Below are 17,178 nucleotides of genomic sequence, written 5' to 3' on the forward strand. Positions count from 1 at the left end.
GTCCCTCACATGTCCTAACTGTCCCAATTTGATGTCTTTACTGTCCCAAAAACTTGGCACAGCTGTCCCTATTCAATGGCAATATACAGCATTGTTGTTATACCCTGGATTCCCGTATCTCCACACTATGATTTTCCCCAAGCCCTCAAAAAGGTTGATTACATGGGGATTTGGGGGCTTTTTTTGCTTCCCTCCTACCTAGTTATGCGTTATAATTACATCACTAGGTAGGTGGCTAAAAATGGCGATCATCAGGCAAAAAGACAAGCGTAGCGGACTCACCTATGCTTACGAATCGGAATCGTACTGGGATAAAGAGAAGAAACAACCGCGTTCAAGACGCAAACTCATTGGACGTGTCGATGAAAAGACGGGAAAAATAATCCCTACAGACGGGCGAGGGAAACGACGCAGGCAAACATCTGAGGAAAAGCCTCAACGAGGTCCCACTCCTGCTGCTGAAGCGAAGCGTGTTTTTTACGGAGCCACCTATTTACTGGATCAAATCGGTGAACAGCTTGGACTCACTGAGGATCTCAAGACCTGTTTTCCAAGGCATTATCAACAGATTCTGTCGCTTGCCTATTATATGATTTTGGAACACCCGAATCCTCTGACTCGTTTTGAGAAATGGGATCATCTACATAAGCATCCGTACGGGAAAAATGTGACTTCTCAGCGCAGCAGCATTGTTTTTTCATCCATCTCTGAAGCGGGCAAGAACCAGTTTTTCTCACGTCGCAAGCAGCGTTGTCATGAGGATGAGTATTGGGCTTATGATACGACCAGTATCTCGAGCTATTCCGAAGTGCTCAAACAGGTCGCCTATGGCAAGAACAAGGAAGATGATCGTCTTCCCCAAATCAACTTAGCCCTCATCTTTGGTGAAACCAGCGGATTACCCTTCTATTATCGGAAATTAGCTGGGAATATTCCTGATGTCAAAACGGTTTTGAACCTTTTAGGCGATTTCAAAACCCTCGGTTTTGAAAAGGTCAAGCTGGTGATGGATCGAGGCTTTTACAGTGCGACCAATATTAACGCTTTGATGAAGGAACATCTGAAGTTTTTGATTGCCGTCCGTCCCTCATTATCTTGGGTACGTCATGAACTTGATCAAGTCTATGACGCGCTCGATACCTTCGAAAATCTGGATGAGCAGTACGATCTTTATGCCCTGACGGTGAGAACGGACTGGGACTACACGCAGGATCGGCCATATAAAGGAGATACGCTCAAAGAGAAGCGCCGCGTTTATCTGCATCTGTACTACAATGTCGATCAAGCGGCAGAAGATCAGAAAAAGTTTGATCGCAAGCTGATGCGCCATCATCAAGAACTGAAAAACGGGCAGCGCGTTCCGGAACACGAAGCCTTTTACAAAAAGTATTTCACGGTTAAATCAACACCAAAGCGAGGGGCACAGATTACCGTCAATCATCAAATGGTTGAGAAGGCCAAGCGGTACTACGGGTATTTCTCCCTGCTTTCCAATGAAAAAATGGATGCCATCCAAGCCCTCGAACTTTATTGGGGAAAAGATCCCATTGAGAAGTGCTTTGGAGACATAAAAGAGCGGCTGAACTTACGTCGCATGTTGGTTTCATCAGAAGCCATGTTAGACGGGAAGCTTTTTGTGAGTTTTGTTGGGTTGATTTTGCTTGCGCAGATCAAGAAAAAAATGCAGGCACAGAAGCTTTTCAAAGACTACACGATTCAATCTTTATTCGATAAATTAGATGTGATCGAGGCCTTTGAATCCCCAGGCCAGGCACTAAAAGTGGGTGAGATTTTGACCGCGCAGAAGAAAATTTATGAAGCACTGGGTGTCCCACTACCTAGTGATGTGTAACGGGAATCTAGGATGCATATGTATGTTCTTTTTGATTTAAACGATTTGCGAAGTTCCCTATATAATCTATATCTATTTTAGTCCATACTTTTGTGTAGCTTCCAAAAGCATTGCAATATTTCATGGCTGCCTGTTTAGTTGCATAGTGAAAATAAACAATGGTTTCAATACATGAAAAATAACGTGGAAACTTTTCAGATAAATCGACACTCGAAAGCAGCTGATAATGCAAAATATTTCTTTTATAATACTCGACTTGATTTATAGGATTGCTTTTATAATAAATTCCATCGGTACCACGGATATAACCATTTTTACTGTATACCTCAGAGTTTAAATTCCAATCCTTACTTCTATAATTAAAATACCTTTTTGGGGATGAGTTAAGACAAAATCAGGTTTCATAGAATTAATATGGGGCTGTTCAAATACTGTCCAGCCTTCAAATCTAAGACTTGTTCTAAATACCTCTAATAAATATTTTTCTCCTTCTGTTCTAGGATCATTTGGATTAAAATTTTTAATAATTGTTGCAGGCATTTTAAACACCTCACAGTAATTAATAGTCTCTCGGGAATTAAATTTTCGCATGCGCACTAGTCTTTTGACTAGGAATTTTGTATCATTTCACCTTAAGTAGGTGAATGTGGACAAGCCCTACTCTAGGAGAACATACGAGTTCCGTCTTACAAAGCCCATCTCATGTTGTTGGAACGTCTTCTGCTATTAACAAAAGTAACATCTCCTTACTAATTTCACTTTTCAGTGCGGACAACCTTTTCGACTGATTCAACGTTATGTCATCAAATAAATTGCGAACTAATCGTCCATTTGAGAAATGTTCATTTTTTTTATCTAACTTTGCCCACAACCAATCACGAACACTAGCAATAGCTTGTCCTTCTACGCTATAGTCATTTTGCTTGCAAGTGTATTTGAATATCTCTACAAGTTCATCAAGGGAATAATCATTGAATGAAATAAAAGTATTAAATCTCGATTTTAGCCCTGGATTTGATTCAAAAAACTTTTCCATCAAGTCAGTGTATCCTGCAACTATGACTACCAAATCATCTCGGTAATCTTCAAGAGCTTTCGTTAACTCAGTAAGACTTTCTCTTCCGTAACTATCACTATGATCGTTTTCAGTAATACTATACGCTTCATCTATAAATAGAACGCCTCCTCTAGCTCGGTTAATTAATCTTTTCACTTTGATTGCTGTCTGTCCTTGGTACTCCGCTATTAAATCCGTTCTGCTTGCTTCAATGAATTGTCCTTTGCTCAATAAACCGATCGCTTTATACATTCTTCCAACAATACGAGCAACAGTAGTTTTAGCTGTTCCAGGGTTGCCTAGAAATGCCATATGTAAGGTTTTATTCGATTTTTTCAATCCATTTTTCACTCGTAATTGTTGTATCTGATTAAAATCAATCAAATCACGAACCTGTTGTTTTACATGTTCCAAACCAACTAGTTCATCTAATTGGATGAGTATCTCATCTACAGAAATATTAGATGATTCCTTTAGAGTTTGAAATAGTCCATCAACTTTTGAAGCTCCCAGAAATGCGCATAAAATCTCAATAAGTTTTTCCTGTTTTTGATCAATCTTATTAGGTAAAAATTGCTGTTTAGATAACACTCCTAAATTTTTGATTAATTCTAATATAGCTTTATCGTTTTGTTCATCGGTTATTTCTTGGGCCAATTTTTCAAATTCAGAGTCTCGTCCTAATGATAGATCTATTTGCCTGGTTCCTTTAACCAACTGATGTTTGTAATTATCCGAAATCATCATAGTACCTCACTTACAATCAAAATCATCAGAACACATACTATAATAATATTAATCAATGAAATAATCCTTGTAGTTTTTAAACTTTTAGATAGATTCTTTACCTGTTGACTAAGAACAGTAATTTCTTTTTTGGCTGCCGACAATTTTGAATCAACTCGTTCAGTCAAACTTCCTGAATGCTTTTCTATTTCAAGATGGAGATTATTAAGTCTCCCCTCAACTCTCGTCATATTTTTGGCAATTTTAATATTTGTTGAATCAATTTTTTTATCCACATCAGAGAGAACTTTTGCCACAACTTCACTAATAGTTTTCTTAGTATCATCTACCGCCTTAGCTAGAGAGGTCACTTTTTCTCCATTAATTGTTACTTTGTCAGTAAGTTCAAGAATTTTTGCTTTGTTATCTTCAATAACTGCTTCAGCACTACTTATACTGTCAGCGTGCTTTGAAATTATTTGGTTCACATCATCGAACTGTTTATCTTGCAGCTCATTTTGATTATCTATTTTCCCATCGAGTCTTGAATATAATAAGTGCAACGATTTCATTTCGGTATTAATGTTTGATATTGTTTCTTCCTGAATTTTAACCTTTGATGATACGCTAGTTTCTATCGCTTCAACACTACTTTGAATTATATAAAAATCAGCAAAAATTTTATCAATATCTTCCAAATGTTCTATCTTTTCAATCTTTTGTTTGAATTTTTTCAGAACTTCTATTACTTGTTTCTGTTGATTAATAATATGATTAATCTCGTTCTGATTCGTTTGAACACCCGCAACTCCCTTAAGTGCTTTTGCATTAGCTTCTCTAGCAGCCTTAAGTGAAACTAAAATTCCTTGAATGTATTCTTTATCTAGTGCAGAAAAGGTATCGTAAATTGTATTGAACTCTTGAATATTCCTTACAAGAATCCGATTTTGCTCAATCATTTTATCTTGAATGCCCTTAGTAAGCTTATTCAAGTCAGTTCCAGTCACTTTATAATCAAACAAATCGAACATTCCACCAGTAGTGGGGACACTAGGTAGCTTTGCTTCATCAGGTAAATTTCCACCAAATATCTTCAATTCATTTTTCTTTCGATTGAATTCATCAGCTCTGGTAGTTATTATTTCACTATGTATACTATTGACATTTTGCTCTTCCTTGTTTTCAATTTTATTCAGCATCTTTCATCACCTTAAATTAAGTCTTCTAAATCTTTCTGCATTTGTGCTAAATCACGTTGATTTTCACTGATTGTATCAGCATTCTGTTTACTTTCTGTTTTACTATCATCGAATATTTCTGCAAGCGACTGCTGTATGAGTTCTTTTGCTAATGCGTGGTTTTCAGCAATTTCTCTCATAGCATTGTCTTTTGTTGCAACCACATGGTTTTCAGCTATAAATCGTTGTGCTTGTTGAAGATTCATAGTCTCGTTTTTCTTATCAATTATTTTTCGGTCACTTTCTTCTTTTAACTTTTTGGCGATGAATTTATCAATAATATTTAGAATAATTGAACCAATTAATCCCGAAACTAAACTTGAGAGAAATAATCCAATCATATTTGCTAACGTACCAATCATGGGAATCTGAATTTGCATCCCTGGAACAGATAATAAAAATTTTTCGAACACTTCTCCTAAGAAAATTGCACTACCACCGACTAAGCCAGCTGTAATAATTTTGCCAACTTGTGCAACTTTGACCGCCAATGGTTTATTCTTATTACTCTGCAAAAAATTCACAGCATTAATAACCGATGAAACACCTTGCTTGATTAAGCTTGAAAGTTTCTTGAATGCGCTGACAATTGGTCCAAATATTTCAGACAAAATAGTACCAATCAACGTCGATACACCGTTTTGGACAACGCTTAGAATTTTTGAAAAGAATGATTTTAACGATTCTCTCATTCCAGTTAAGAATCCATTAAACGACTTAGCCTTCGTTTTAATAAAACGAACTAAACCGTTTATGATTTCTTTGAGCAACGTAAATAATGCTGAAATAGCCATTGTCTTTAAAGTATCTTTTCCGACCTTTTTCCCAACTTCTTTCGCCGCATTAATATGAATATCTCTATTAATTGCTTTTCTTGCTTCCTTATCGGCTTTCATCATCAAATCATCATCCGCGGCGAGTTTGTCATTTAATAGTTTGTTATTTTTTTCTATTTGCCAACGTTTTTCAGTCTCAGATTTATTAGATTCCATAACCTTCTTACTTGCTCTTTCATTTTGTGTAATAAGTGTTTTTTCTCTAGTTTCACGCGTTTCAACATATTTTTTAATACTTTTGGCACCTTTACTCTTGTTTAACGATTCATTGGTAGGTTTTAAATTCTCTTGCTTATTTGCAAGATCGGCCACACTTAAATTGGCCTGCTTTCTTCGTTGGTTATCATATAATTCTTTTTTTGATACAACATGATCTAAATTAGCTTTCTCCCCAGATTTTAAGTCTCTTCCTGTGTATGCGTCCTTCAATTTTCCAGCTTGTTGTTGTTCCTTCATGGTCTTATTTGCTTCTATATATCGTTTATCTTGCATAACCTTTTTATCAATATTATCCTTATACGGCTCAGGATGTTCTCTATCGTATTTTTGGATTAATGACTCATTAGTCATGTCGAGACCAATTTGATTTCCGAACTGTTTCCAAATTTCATCAAGGACTGTTTTACCTAATGAGTCCGGATCAGAGATTTTTTCTCTACCTGCCTCCAATAGATTCAAATCAGAAAAACTTTCTTCGAGACGTTTCGATAAAGAACCTTCAATTTCTTCAAAATCAAAGTCAGCTTCTATTTTATCAAGTTCGATGTTTTGATTTGCGGTGTTCGAAATCATGGATTATCCCTCTCATTCATTCAGACATTAGATTATGCAATAAAGAATCTATCAACTTGAGACATCTAACACGCCAACTTCCCCCTCTGACTGCAAATATGCATTGAATTGTTCCATATGATTATTTAGCTCCCTCTAAGCAACAAGATTTATAGCAATTTCCAAATCAGGATATATGAACTAGTACAATAAGTTTATCGGGTTCTGAATAATAGGCTTAAAGTATTTTTATATAGATTTTTTTATTATTTGTAGAAAATAGCCAAAGCAATAATCCATTCAATAAAATTTCAATTTGCTCTTTCCTATCTGCTCTGCATATCCTTTGTGTGAATAAGTATCGGATCTATGTATGATGCAACTGCACTTTCTGCCACGTCTTTCTTTAGCCATCCCCCATACTTTCAATAGGAGGATTCCGTCATTCCCTTGAAATGATCAATTAGTAATTTGTAAGATTCTCGCTCTCCATCTTTTCGCTCCGCCACGGCGCATGACAGAATCGGATAGGTAATTTGATGATCTTCGTCGAGGCCGTCAAAGAGGATGTTGAATGCGACGCCTTTTTGATTGCTGCTTTTGGTGTAAACGCGCTGCATGAAGTAAGGCAGCCAGAATTCCGGAGACTCATAACTAGATGAGCGGTCCCAGGTGACTCCATGGTCGCCCACTGCTGTCCAGCCTTTTCTATTGAATTCACCTTCGATGACTGAGATGAGTTTTCCCACTCCTGTGTAGATTTTGACCATCTCGTCGTAGACATGTTTCATTTCTTCTCCAATGCTCATTGCGTGTCCCTCCAGAAATAGTGTTTCGGCTGAATCAGTTTGGCTGGTGGATGGAAGCCTTGAAATGATGTAAGTCCTTTGCGCTGCAGTAAATCGCGTAGATCTTCAAGCAGGAAACGTTGTCCGTCATCGAGAATTTGAGCTTCAAGTGTCTCTTTAGCGACATCGAAAGCAGTTTGCCAGTTCACCCAGTAAAGGGAATGGGCATCCGGGTCATGCTTAAGCAGTTTATTGAGTGAATCATCGGTTATTTTTCTTGGCAGCGTATCATGCGCGGTAACAAACAGGAGAAAACGATGGTCGGATTCGTGCAGCATTTGCTTCTGCTGCTTGTTGAGATCCATCTCGTTTTTCATCAGATCGACGTATTGCTCGGCCAATTGATCGCCATCATATGCCTTGAACTCCTGCTTTGATTGCGTACGATTGGCGTCACTCCGTCCACTGTAAAATTTTGCTTCAATAATAGTGGCGATTGGCGCCTTGGTCTTGCGCGTGATTAGGATCAGCACATCCGGCTCGCGTTTGTAGCGCGTGGTTTTCGGCCAGAAGACATAGTCCGCCGTCAGACAATCCGTAAAAACATTGCTGATGGGTTGTCCGGACCGGGTATTGATTGCTTTTCTGAGAAATGGAATGAGTGCTCGATTGACAGGTAGGTAACGAAAAGTGGAGAAAACGTCCGAAGTCAGCAGGTCTTCCTTGGCTTCTAATGTGGGCAGTTTTCCATGAAGCTCGGCAATGGTCATTAGATCACTACTTTCGTAGGAGATGGTTTATCCTAACATTCTCCATATAGCGACTTTTTTTCTTCTTTTTTACAAAAAATAGGATTTTATCCTTCAAAGTACCTGTCTTTAAAGAACATGGATGGTGACCCGTATGAAGATATATCTTTACGTTGTTGTGCTTGAGCCTTGTTGACATTCCTACCTCAGGCATCACACGGCATGGGTTTAATTTTGAATGGAGTATTTGTTTGCTTCTGGATCATTAAAAATGGGGGATCATAAACGGAAAGCTGTATAGCTGGCTTTACTGCTGATGCTGATTTTAGTTCTTATTGTTTTTTAGGGGCTGATCGCGCAACCGAAACAATGGATTTTACTTGCTGTTTCGTCCTACTAAGCTTAAAAATATATCTTCAAAAATTCATGGCGTTTATTATAAGTACTTTCAATGTTTTGATGTGTTAAAAAATATATAGCCACTACCGTTTTCAACAAACAGAATACGGAGTGGCTGTGTAAATTCCTATAGACACACAAAATCGACAGCAATGGTCTTGTTTATTGATTTTTTATTATAGCTTTTCCCATCTTGACTTCCTTTTGGATCCTGTATTGCTTATCGTATTATCTTTACACGACATTTCATATATAAGATTATTGATTTTACTAAGTTTTTGTTTTTCACTTAATGCGTCAGAAACTTTATCCATTAATAAATCATTGATATCCTGTCTTGATGCCGAGCCGTATTCTTCAATGAATGACAGGATCAATCTCTTGTAGTGTTGGTTATCAAAAGCACGATTCTTTATATATGATGACTTATCATCGGTTAATTTTGCGATTCGTGATGATACATATACGTTTGGATATCTTCCTTCAACTAGGTGTTTCTTTCGTAGCTCATTTACTATATCCTTATCAACCATCTGTTTTTTTTGTATCCGATCAAGTGCCATAACCATAGATAGATCAAGATCAGATCGATTAATCAAGACATTTGTATAATTGGCATCCAATATTTTCCCAAAAATGGTTACTTTCACTTTTTCATGTTCATTCAAATCATACTCAGGCAACGGAAGAAATCTACTCTTCTGTTGTAAAAACATTTTCTTAATGCCACTGCCTATCGTATCGATCATATTTAAATTTACCATTACACTGGCTAGCCATGGATTCCTATAGAATTCCTGTGGAGCATCTTGCTTAATTACATTCTCCACAGTTTTAGGTATAAATCTGCCCAAATTTGTAAAAAGTAATTCATCAGGGTATTCAACAACATTAATTCGTCCGCATAATTCATAATCCTGATGAGCGATAAAGTTATGCAAGGCCTCCCGAATAACATAGGAGTCATACTTGTCTATTTCAAGTGGAAATAAACTTTGCCCTGGCATTTGTCTAATCTTTAAATTACGTATTTTACCAAATAACCGACTGGTATTTAATAAAAACGGAGGACCAAAATGCTCATAATCCTGTCCAATGTTCTGATCATTTCTTAAGATCCAACTCATTTTTGCTATAGATGGTAATAGAAATGCCTCTGACTCAGGCTTTCCCAGCAAAATTATTGCCGCATTGGTTATGTTGCCTTTTATCGTTACTTTAGCTTTATTGAGAAAGACAATATCATCCCATTGATCAACTTCACTTTGAAGATCTGGATGCCTTCTTTTTATATTCGTCTCTTGCTTTCTCAATTGGGTGCTTATCTAAATCATTAATCGTTGCTTCAGAGCAAATCTCTGCTGACCAGTCATGATTTCTCGCTTCACCCCGAATTAAATCAATTTCATTCAATTTTAAGGGACCTAAAGATTCTCCATCTCTACCAAAAAAATGACCATTCCAAGAAGTTGGAATTCCTTTAAGAGCTGCAGGAATTTCAAACATGATCACTCTCTCGCCCGCTACTGCTAATTCATGAATTTCGTTAAAAGTCAACCCATTTGTCCGACTTGCAATTTCTAACTTTAATTGGTCAAGCTGCGCACGATTTTCTCTATAATGTGTTCCTATGATCTCTCTCGTTTTATCCACTACACCAAATACCAACCACCCTTTAGATTGTGCTTTTAGATTGGCTTCGTTACTGAGTGCAGAAAAGTACTGACCAATTTTATCGAAGGTGTAATCTTTCTTTGCCTCTTTAAATTCAAACCATTCATTTTCAGAAGGTAAAGAAATCAGATGTTGCAATATTTTTTTAAATCCAAATCATTCCGCTCCCAACTGATTCTTTTTGAATGATTGCTTCTCAAAATTCACCTATTCATCAGCTTTTTATTACTTTTTATTTCTAATGCAACATTAACTAAGTAATAAAAAAAGGGCTTTAAAACAGCATTTTCGATATTTTTTTCTTTTTATTATAACTATTTTATTACTAAGTATAACTAAAACCCTTTTCATTGTCTCAGTTTTCAGACTCGTTATTCAATCATAGCTTCCTGCTCCAGTTTCACTTTGTGCTCCAGCATGAAAGACAGGCACGAGTAACAATCTGATAACTCCGGAACTTCCAGTAATCCTTTCAACATTTCAAGATAGGCTCCTTTAATGGGAAGGGTATAAGCTGAATAGTTCATCAGCTCCTGTTCATTCATTCGGTATGGATAAAGATCCGGGAAGAAATCTTTCCGTACTCTTGCCAGGATTCGAAATCCCCCCAGATCGATATCACTCCAATGATAAATGTCCCCTGTTGAATTCGCTGCTTGACTGAGTTTCTGAAAGAACGCCCATTTGCTGGACTATGGCGAAGTCTTGGGGGGATTATTTTCTGTTTTTAGATGGCACAATAATCAGCACAAGCACCGCAAATTGCATCATTAGGGAAGATGCCTCATGTGTCGTCATTGACCGCACCTCCCTCATACAAAAGAGAGGCACGGCAACCGCCCATGAATTTTTATTGTCCTATGAACAGCATTAGCCAAGAACGTATATTCCCGTAGATTTAATTGTTTATTTCTTATAACGTAATCGCATTGAATGGCATAATTCGGATACTCAAGCGCATTCATCGAAGAATGTGCGGCTAAGATATGGATAGGATGAATGCAGCTTAACTTAAGCAATGTTCTTCTGCTTTACGCCCCGCGCTGGACGTCGCTGTGCAGCTGTTGGATGTTTTTTAGGATCTTTTTTGATTGAGATTCTAGTGCGGTAATGGCTTTGGCTTCTTGACCGGAAAATTGATGGACGGTGTCTTGGAAGAGTAGTTCCATTTCTTCTAGGGTGTCGGCGGCTGCGCCGTTGTAGGTGATGACGTCGGCGTAGCGGTCATTTTTAAAAATGGCGTTCTCAATAAAGGGTGCGTATTCCGCAGTCAGGTTGGGAAGGTAGGCATTGAGGTAGGCGATCCCTTTTTTGAGGGCATGAACGGTGTCTGCGAAATCGTCCAATGGCTTCATGGCATGGCGGATTTTTCGATTAATCTGGTCGTCCCAATCGGTAAACCATGCAACCAGCATGGTTGGCAGCGATCCGTACCAGATGGCGTGACCAGCAAATTTGAGGCCGCAGGAAATGGATTCGGAGATGCCTTCCAAGGTAGTTAATGCCCCATAAATGGTGCCTGCGATCGAGTTCAGCTTCGCTTGTAACTCAATCATGAGTTCGCTTTTTGCGTGACCGACTTGAAGCGCTTTCGTTTTTGTTTTATAAGGCAGATACTTTGATGATTCAAGGGCAGCGACTGCGGAGGAATGAACAGCGCTTTGGTGGGATGGAGCCGCTCCACTGCGGATTCCCACCGCTATAGCAACATCGGTTGCCTGAAAATTTCTGCCGGTTTCTCTGACCTGTTTCCGATAGGCTTCAATCTGACGGTACAGCTTTTTATGGTTCTTGCCGACAATGACTTCATGTTTATAGAATGCGTCAGCAACGGCATCAACGGCGCCTGTCGCTTCATCCGCAATCAAGTGCGGAATGTCGTGCTTCACGATCTTGGACGTATTGCGACTGAATTGATCAAAATGATGGCGCAGCTCATGAACCGAGCGCAGGGCTTGGTCAATTAATCCGGACAAGCCAAGATGTTTTGCCGAGACAAATTTCGCGATTTTTGCCGGTGGGGAGAAGATCGCGGACTCAATCGCACGGACGCAAATATCCACATTCAGCAACTGCTGCTGCAGATGATCGAGCACACTCTGAATCATATATCCACCGGTTGTCATCCCTTTAAACAGCGGGCTGTTGCCAAACCCATCCTCAAGAATCGTCTCAAAGTGTTTTTGAAGCTTCGCCAAGCGACGTGTCCGTTGCGCTTTTTCAGACGCAACAATTTCGTTGGCATTCTGGATATACTCACTCGCACGATTGAGGCGCTCTAACACTTGGCTGCTCAGCGCATCCGCAAGCGTGTCCAAATTTGCTTTGTTGATCTTGATTTGTCCGGACCCGCCTCCGTACAATGGCTCACCGGTCCAAATACTTGTGACAATATGCTCGTCGGCAGCAATAGCGATTTTGCCGTAACCCGGTTCATCTTTTTTGCCGATTTCAATATATTGCGGACCGTCGCCATTATAGCCCACATGATTTGAAGCAAACGCTCTGGAGAAATGAGGCACCCCAGAATTAATTCGATAGATTCTGCCGGGAAAACGATCGCTCAGATTTAACCCCAGCTCACCACGCGTCAGACCGTCATACTTGGTGAAATAGTTGGTGACATTCGGATACTTGTGATTCGTTTTCACCATGCCTTCCGGTAAAATAGCCGGATCGAGCGTCACGGCACGAACGTTCTTGTGATGGACCGCTACTGCATTTGCAAGCGCGCCGCCCAAGGAATTGCCGCACACAGATTTTCCCCATATTTTTCATTCAGCCGATCAAAATAAGTGCGCGCAGCCTTTAGTTGTTCCGGTTCTGCGCTATTCAGAAGTTGGATGTCGGTGATTAAATCCATAGGCTGCTTTTTATCAGTTCCGACGAAAACGACCGTGAATTCGCCTGTTCCGATATTTTGAACGGTCATTGCATTAAGCCCATAATTATCTTCTTTGGAGTCTACTATATTTATTACTCTATATTTTCTCCCATTGACATAAACAGAGTTGTTATTATATAGATGATATGCATGATATCCTGCTAATTCAACTAAATCTTCATCCATTGTTGGATTAATTAATTTTTTTATTCTCTTCTTGACTATTGTGATCATTGTCCGTCACCTCCATTTCAGTACTTAATAATCTCATGAGGAACACTTCTCTCCAACATATGTTTCTGATTCCCTCGTCCAGTTCTTTTCCCTATTTGATTATCATGAAGGTATATACTGTATGATCCAGGTGGAAAGTCCTTCATTTTATCAATAACTGAAACTAGTTGTTGAAATGCCTTCTTATCTGGATTTGTATCCGGTGTTTTCATAAACAGCTGAACTGCTACATAGGCGTATTGGGGATCAATCTTTGCATTCTTCAATGCTTTCTTCCACTCACTTTTTGTCCAATCTGGATGCTCTAAATACATGCGAATCACATTCACAGAAATCGCATCATCAATAATTGTTGTGTAATAAAAGACCGTACTAAAACCACGGCCACCTATATTTTCCTCAGCCTCTTTTGTGACCCCTACCACTGGATACTTTTTTGTGAATCTTTTCAAATAATCATCTAGGTTTTGAAATTCTCGATCATAAACCATCGCATATATACCGCCTCGGATTGCCTCTTCAACCTTCCCCTTTTCTGAGATCACATTATCCGTATCAACTTTCTGATCATTGATTGGAACAACGGCATGTGCATAAAAATGCGGTTCACCTATTGATTCCACAAACACAGTCACGCCATATTTGTTGCCAACGAGGTTATGGACTTTGACTTTGGTTTTATATTTCTTTAAAAAGAACTGTTCGGCAGCTTTTACAACCTCAGCGCGGTGGGCTTCCGCGATTTTATCGTTTTCCTCACCGCCATCGAGTGAGTAGCCTTGGCCGGTGTACTTTTGCACGCTTATAAAATTGTTTTCATAGTGTTTTTCTTGTTCTTTCTTCGTCGATGAAGTGCCTTGATGGTCATTTTCCAAAGTGGAGCAGCCTCCTAAGAGTATGGATAGGATAAGCGTGGGGATCACGAGTTTCATAGTCTTCAATGGATGAGCCTCCCGATATGGAGTTAGGTATGGGGTTGTAATTGATTTCGATTTTAATCCATTTTAACGCTGCACAATAAGATTGTGGCTATTTTGTGGCTTTATTTTATGAAAATGAGGATTAAGTCCTGTTTTTTAAGCAAGCGTTTATGGCCATTTCCATCTATTTAAGTGCTTTACAAAGTTTAGCAATTGTCATTTGAACGATCTGATCGCTATTCTTGATCGCTTATTCGATAGTTTTTCAGTAGTTTTTTTGCCAATTCTGTTCCTTCTTCCGAAAGGTAAACGGATTTCGCTTTATGACTTCCGCTGAGCAGTTCCTCTTTTGCGAGTTCATTCAGTGTGTCGAAGTCATAGCCCTTCCAGCTTCTTCGATAGCTGTAACCATCGTCGCGCTCTTCCCATGAAGTCAAATACAGCAACATCAGTGTTAAGTCCTTTACTAGGCGTTTTTCAGAATCATTGCTCATGTCCGACGCTCCCTTTTGATTTTGTTCGATCCGTATCGCTTATTCATGTTGCTGATTACTCTATTCATTCTATACCCTCAATGGTACAATCTGCTTCATCGGTCGCAAAATACGTTTGCTGGCTTAAGTTCAACGCGCAGGTATCAATTATTTAATGGTCAATAGCGGGCAAGTGTATTGATTAATTTTGAAGAAAGCCTGTGATCATGCATGATTTATCAATTAAAAATTGTTTTAAAGGAGTACGACCAGCTGCTGTGGATACGGCTGCAATTGGATGAAACCGTAACCTTTGCAACGTTATATGATGCGATTTGCTATGCGTTTGATTTGTCTGCTCAAGGGACACATCACTTTGTGCTTTCGCCTGCTGATGCCCCCGACCGCTCGCTGCTGCAATGCGAGCAGCAGTGTCGCTTTTCCGATTGCTTTTCCAATTCGCGCGGATTCATGGGGCGGCTTTTCTATCAAGATGAACTGCAAACTATGAAGTTTAATCTTTTCGTTGAACAGATTATTCCTCCGCAAAAAGGGGTTAAATACCCAATGTGTACCACGGTTTCTAAGCATCTCGGTTCCTACATTGCGCATCATAAGCCATGGGTTTATGATCCCTATGAAAAAGATCTTGTTCAAGTCTATGAGCCGATACGCTCGCGGTCCGAACTCACCACGAGTATAAACGCACACTTACACGAGGACGGATTAAATCCGTTTCTTGACCTTTAAAGCCGCAGCGTTGACTCGTCCTCTCTCGCCACCCTGTCTAAATTTGCCAGTTTCTCTTATAATAGAATTGGAAACCGCTTTTTTGTTGGCAAAAATTTAGCCAATTGATCGATTAATTTACCGGAGGTCTGGCGATGAACATACAATTAAAAATTTCGATAAAGGGCAGTAAGCCGCCGGTTTGGATGCGGCTTCAAGCAGACAGTATGGTTACAGTCGGCGAGCTGCATGCGTACATCAATGACGTCATCAGTTATCTCCATGAAGACGCAATCATTGAGCTGCCGAAACGCCTCGGCTATTCCGTTGATTCTGAAAAAGTTACGGTTGCATTTGTCAGTTTTGGTCAGGAAGAAGATCCGCTGTATGAAGCTCATTCCGGTATTTTCAACGAGGATACATCATTCGTTTCCGATTACTTAATTGAGCCCGGAGATAAGGGGCGCTGTTTTCTTCCCGATCGACCGGAGCAAATCGAGATTTTACTTGAGCCCTTAAAAAGTCCGGTTGATGATCGCTTGCCTTGCTGCATCAAATGCGGTAAAGGGATGATCACTTTTTTTAATGATCAGCTCGTCACGGATGATCCTGATGAGGAACCGATTCTGGATCAGCATGATGCGGTGAACGAAGTCAATGAATTATTAAGCATTTATAGGAGGCGTCAAGAACAGGAACCGCTGCCTTTTTCGTTTAAATCCGAATGGCAGAGCGCTTGGCGCATGCTTCTTGATGCTGCAGAAATGTATGCCGCGCATGAACCGTGGCACTGGTTAAATTCAGATCAGATTTTTGCGCTTGAGCTGCCCGATGATTCGCGTCGTTACTATTGTTCCGTGCTTGGTGCAAATGCCGATGAGTTCGGACTTGCGATCTATGTCGGCGATCAGGGGTTGGCAATGCTTGAGCAAATGTTCAGCGGCACGATGCGTACACCCGAAACAGCGCCCGCACAACTGTTCAGCCTGTCGCTGTGCCGCTATGGAACGTTTCCAGATGAGGATCGGCTACTGCTCGATGAATTGGGCGCCGATCTTGAGGCACGCAAATGTTGGCCAATGCTGCGTGTTAAGTCGCCCGGTTACCAAGCATGGATTCCTCAAGGCGAGGAAATCACGCGGTTCACGGAACTCATTCGTAAAGTGACGGCGATCGCTTGGGACCATCAAAAGCAGCCGGATGACGTTCCTTTTTATCAAGAGGGCGCACTTCTGCTTAGAAAATATGGACAAGACGCATCCGGTGCGGAATCATGGGAAGAAGAACAGATTCAACCGAACGCTGAAATGGACGGCTCTTTGCTAAAACAAAATGCACCGCTCTACCCCAACCAAGTTGATCTTCAGCGCTTGAAGAAAAAGGCGCGGCAAAACAGATCCTGGGTCGAAATGGACGGGAACTACACGCCCTTTTCGATTGCATCAACAAATGATGATCCAAGACCAACGCTTCCATGGCTGCAGCTTGCGGTTGATCACTTTACAGGACAAGTTTTGCTCCACGATTTAGCGTCCCCGGATCAATGCTTAACAACGGAGGAGTTTGCACGCACCGCTCAGCAATTTCTCGTCACGTTGATTCAAGAGACAGGACAGCGTCCGAGCGGGATCCTCATCTCAAATCAAGAGCTTTACTACGCGCTCGTTTCGCTGTGCCGAAAACTAGGCATTATCTGCAGCAAATCCGATGAACTACCGAAACTCAGCGAAACGAGAGAAGCCATGTTTGCGGCAATGAGCCGTCAGCCGTAAAGCTGGCTTGTTTTGATGGTCTCGCGTCAGCCGATTACTTACTAAGAAAAGGGTGTCGTCCAACTCCGTTTTTAAC

General features: G+C 40.1%; 16 protein-coding genes. 3 read left to right on the top strand and 13 right to left on the bottom strand.

Features of this window, described 5'->3' with window-relative positions:
- The first annotated feature begins 241 nt into the window (after positions 1-241).
- On the top strand, positions 242-1,852 hold the full coding sequence (locus AA84_RS0114065; RefSeq protein ID WP_028977730.1) for an IS1634 family transposase: 1,611 nt from the start codon (positions 242-244) through the stop codon (positions 1,850-1,852).
- Between the two features lie 333 nt (positions 1,853-2,185).
- Here AA84_RS0114065 and AA84_RS19255 read toward each other — a convergent pair whose 3' ends face one another.
- The 13 genes from AA84_RS19255 to AA84_RS0114130 form a co-directional block, all read right to left on the bottom strand.
- On the bottom strand, positions 2,186-2,392 hold the full coding sequence (locus tag AA84_RS19255; RefSeq protein ID WP_028977731.1) for a hypothetical protein: 207 nt from the start codon (positions 2,390-2,392) through the stop codon (positions 2,186-2,188).
- A 160-nt stretch (positions 2,393-2,552) separates the two neighbouring features.
- Positions 2,553-3,653 (bottom strand): AAA family ATPase, encoded by a 1,101-nt coding sequence (locus tag AA84_RS0114075; RefSeq protein ID WP_028977732.1) that lies wholly within the window; start codon positions 3,651-3,653, stop codon positions 2,553-2,555.
- Positions 3,653-4,834: a hypothetical protein gene (locus AA84_RS18455; RefSeq protein ID WP_051578057.1), complete on the bottom strand. Its 1,182-nt coding sequence runs from the start codon at positions 4,832-4,834 to the stop codon at positions 3,653-3,655. Before AA84_RS18455 ends, AA84_RS0114075 begins: the two co-directional genes overlap by 1 nt.
- A gap of 11 nt (positions 4,835-4,845) precedes the next feature.
- Complete coding sequence (locus tag AA84_RS0114085) at positions 4,846-6,501, bottom strand: hypothetical protein (protein WP_028977733.1); 1,656 nt, start codon at positions 6,499-6,501, stop codon at positions 4,846-4,848.
- A gap of 404 nt (positions 6,502-6,905) precedes the next feature.
- The gene (locus tag AA84_RS0114090; protein ID WP_028977734.1) at positions 6,906-7,289 is read right to left on the bottom strand and encodes a hypothetical protein; all 384 of its coding nucleotides are present in this window, start codon (positions 7,287-7,289) and stop codon (positions 6,906-6,908) included.
- Positions 7,286-8,038: a hypothetical protein gene (locus AA84_RS0114095; protein ID WP_028977735.1), complete on the bottom strand. Its 753-nt coding sequence runs from the start codon at positions 8,036-8,038 to the stop codon at positions 7,286-7,288. Before AA84_RS0114095 ends, AA84_RS0114090 begins: the two co-directional genes overlap by 4 nt.
- A 554-nt stretch (positions 8,039-8,592) precedes the next feature.
- Complete coding sequence (locus AA84_RS18020) at positions 8,593-9,729, bottom strand: ATP-binding protein (RefSeq protein ID WP_223362460.1); 1,137 nt, start codon at positions 9,727-9,729, stop codon at positions 8,593-8,595.
- Complete coding sequence (locus tag AA84_RS19450) at positions 9,677-10,228, bottom strand: ATP-binding protein (RefSeq protein ID WP_223362459.1); 552 nt, start codon at positions 10,226-10,228, stop codon at positions 9,677-9,679. Before AA84_RS19450 ends, AA84_RS18020 begins: the two co-directional genes overlap by 53 nt.
- A gap of 233 nt (positions 10,229-10,461) precedes the next feature.
- Entirely contained in the window at positions 10,462-10,725 is a 264-nt protein-coding gene (locus AA84_RS19670) for a Wadjet anti-phage system protein JetD domain-containing protein (protein ID WP_081791806.1), read from the bottom strand.
- Between the two features lie 396 nt (positions 10,726-11,121).
- Complete coding sequence (locus tag AA84_RS0114115; RefSeq protein ID WP_028977736.1) at positions 11,122-12,846, bottom strand: SA1320 family protein; 1,725 nt, start codon at positions 12,844-12,846, stop codon at positions 11,122-11,124.
- Entirely contained in the window at positions 12,804-13,208 is a 405-nt protein-coding gene (locus AA84_RS0114120) for a hypothetical protein (protein WP_028977737.1), read from the bottom strand. The genes AA84_RS0114115 and AA84_RS0114120 overlap by 43 nt, the downstream gene beginning before the upstream one ends.
- 17 nt (positions 13,209-13,225) lie before the next feature.
- On the bottom strand, positions 13,226-14,083 hold the full coding sequence (locus tag AA84_RS0114125) for a DUF1672 family protein (RefSeq protein ID WP_051578059.1): 858 nt from the start codon (positions 14,081-14,083) through the stop codon (positions 13,226-13,228).
- A 281-nt stretch (positions 14,084-14,364) separates the two neighbouring features.
- Entirely contained in the window at positions 14,365-14,622 is a 258-nt protein-coding gene (locus tag AA84_RS0114130) for a DUF6429 family protein (protein WP_028977739.1), read from the bottom strand.
- Between the two features lie 210 nt (positions 14,623-14,832).
- Between AA84_RS0114130 and AA84_RS0114135 the strand changes: the two genes are divergently transcribed.
- Positions 14,833-15,351, top strand: coding sequence for an IS1096 element passenger TnpR family protein (locus AA84_RS0114135; RefSeq protein ID WP_028977740.1), 519 nt, complete (start codon positions 14,833-14,835; stop codon positions 15,349-15,351).
- Between the two features lie 134 nt (positions 15,352-15,485).
- Positions 15,486-17,102: a DUF7309 domain-containing protein gene (locus tag AA84_RS0114140; protein ID WP_028977741.1), complete on the top strand. Its 1,617-nt coding sequence runs from the start codon at positions 15,486-15,488 to the stop codon at positions 17,100-17,102.
- Positions 17,103-17,178 lie beyond the last annotated feature (76 nt).

This window comes from Sporolactobacillus terrae DSM 11697 (assembly GCF_000648615.1).
GTDB classification, from domain to species: domain Bacteria; phylum Bacillota; class Bacilli; order Bacillales; family Sporolactobacillaceae; genus Sporolactobacillus; species Sporolactobacillus terrae.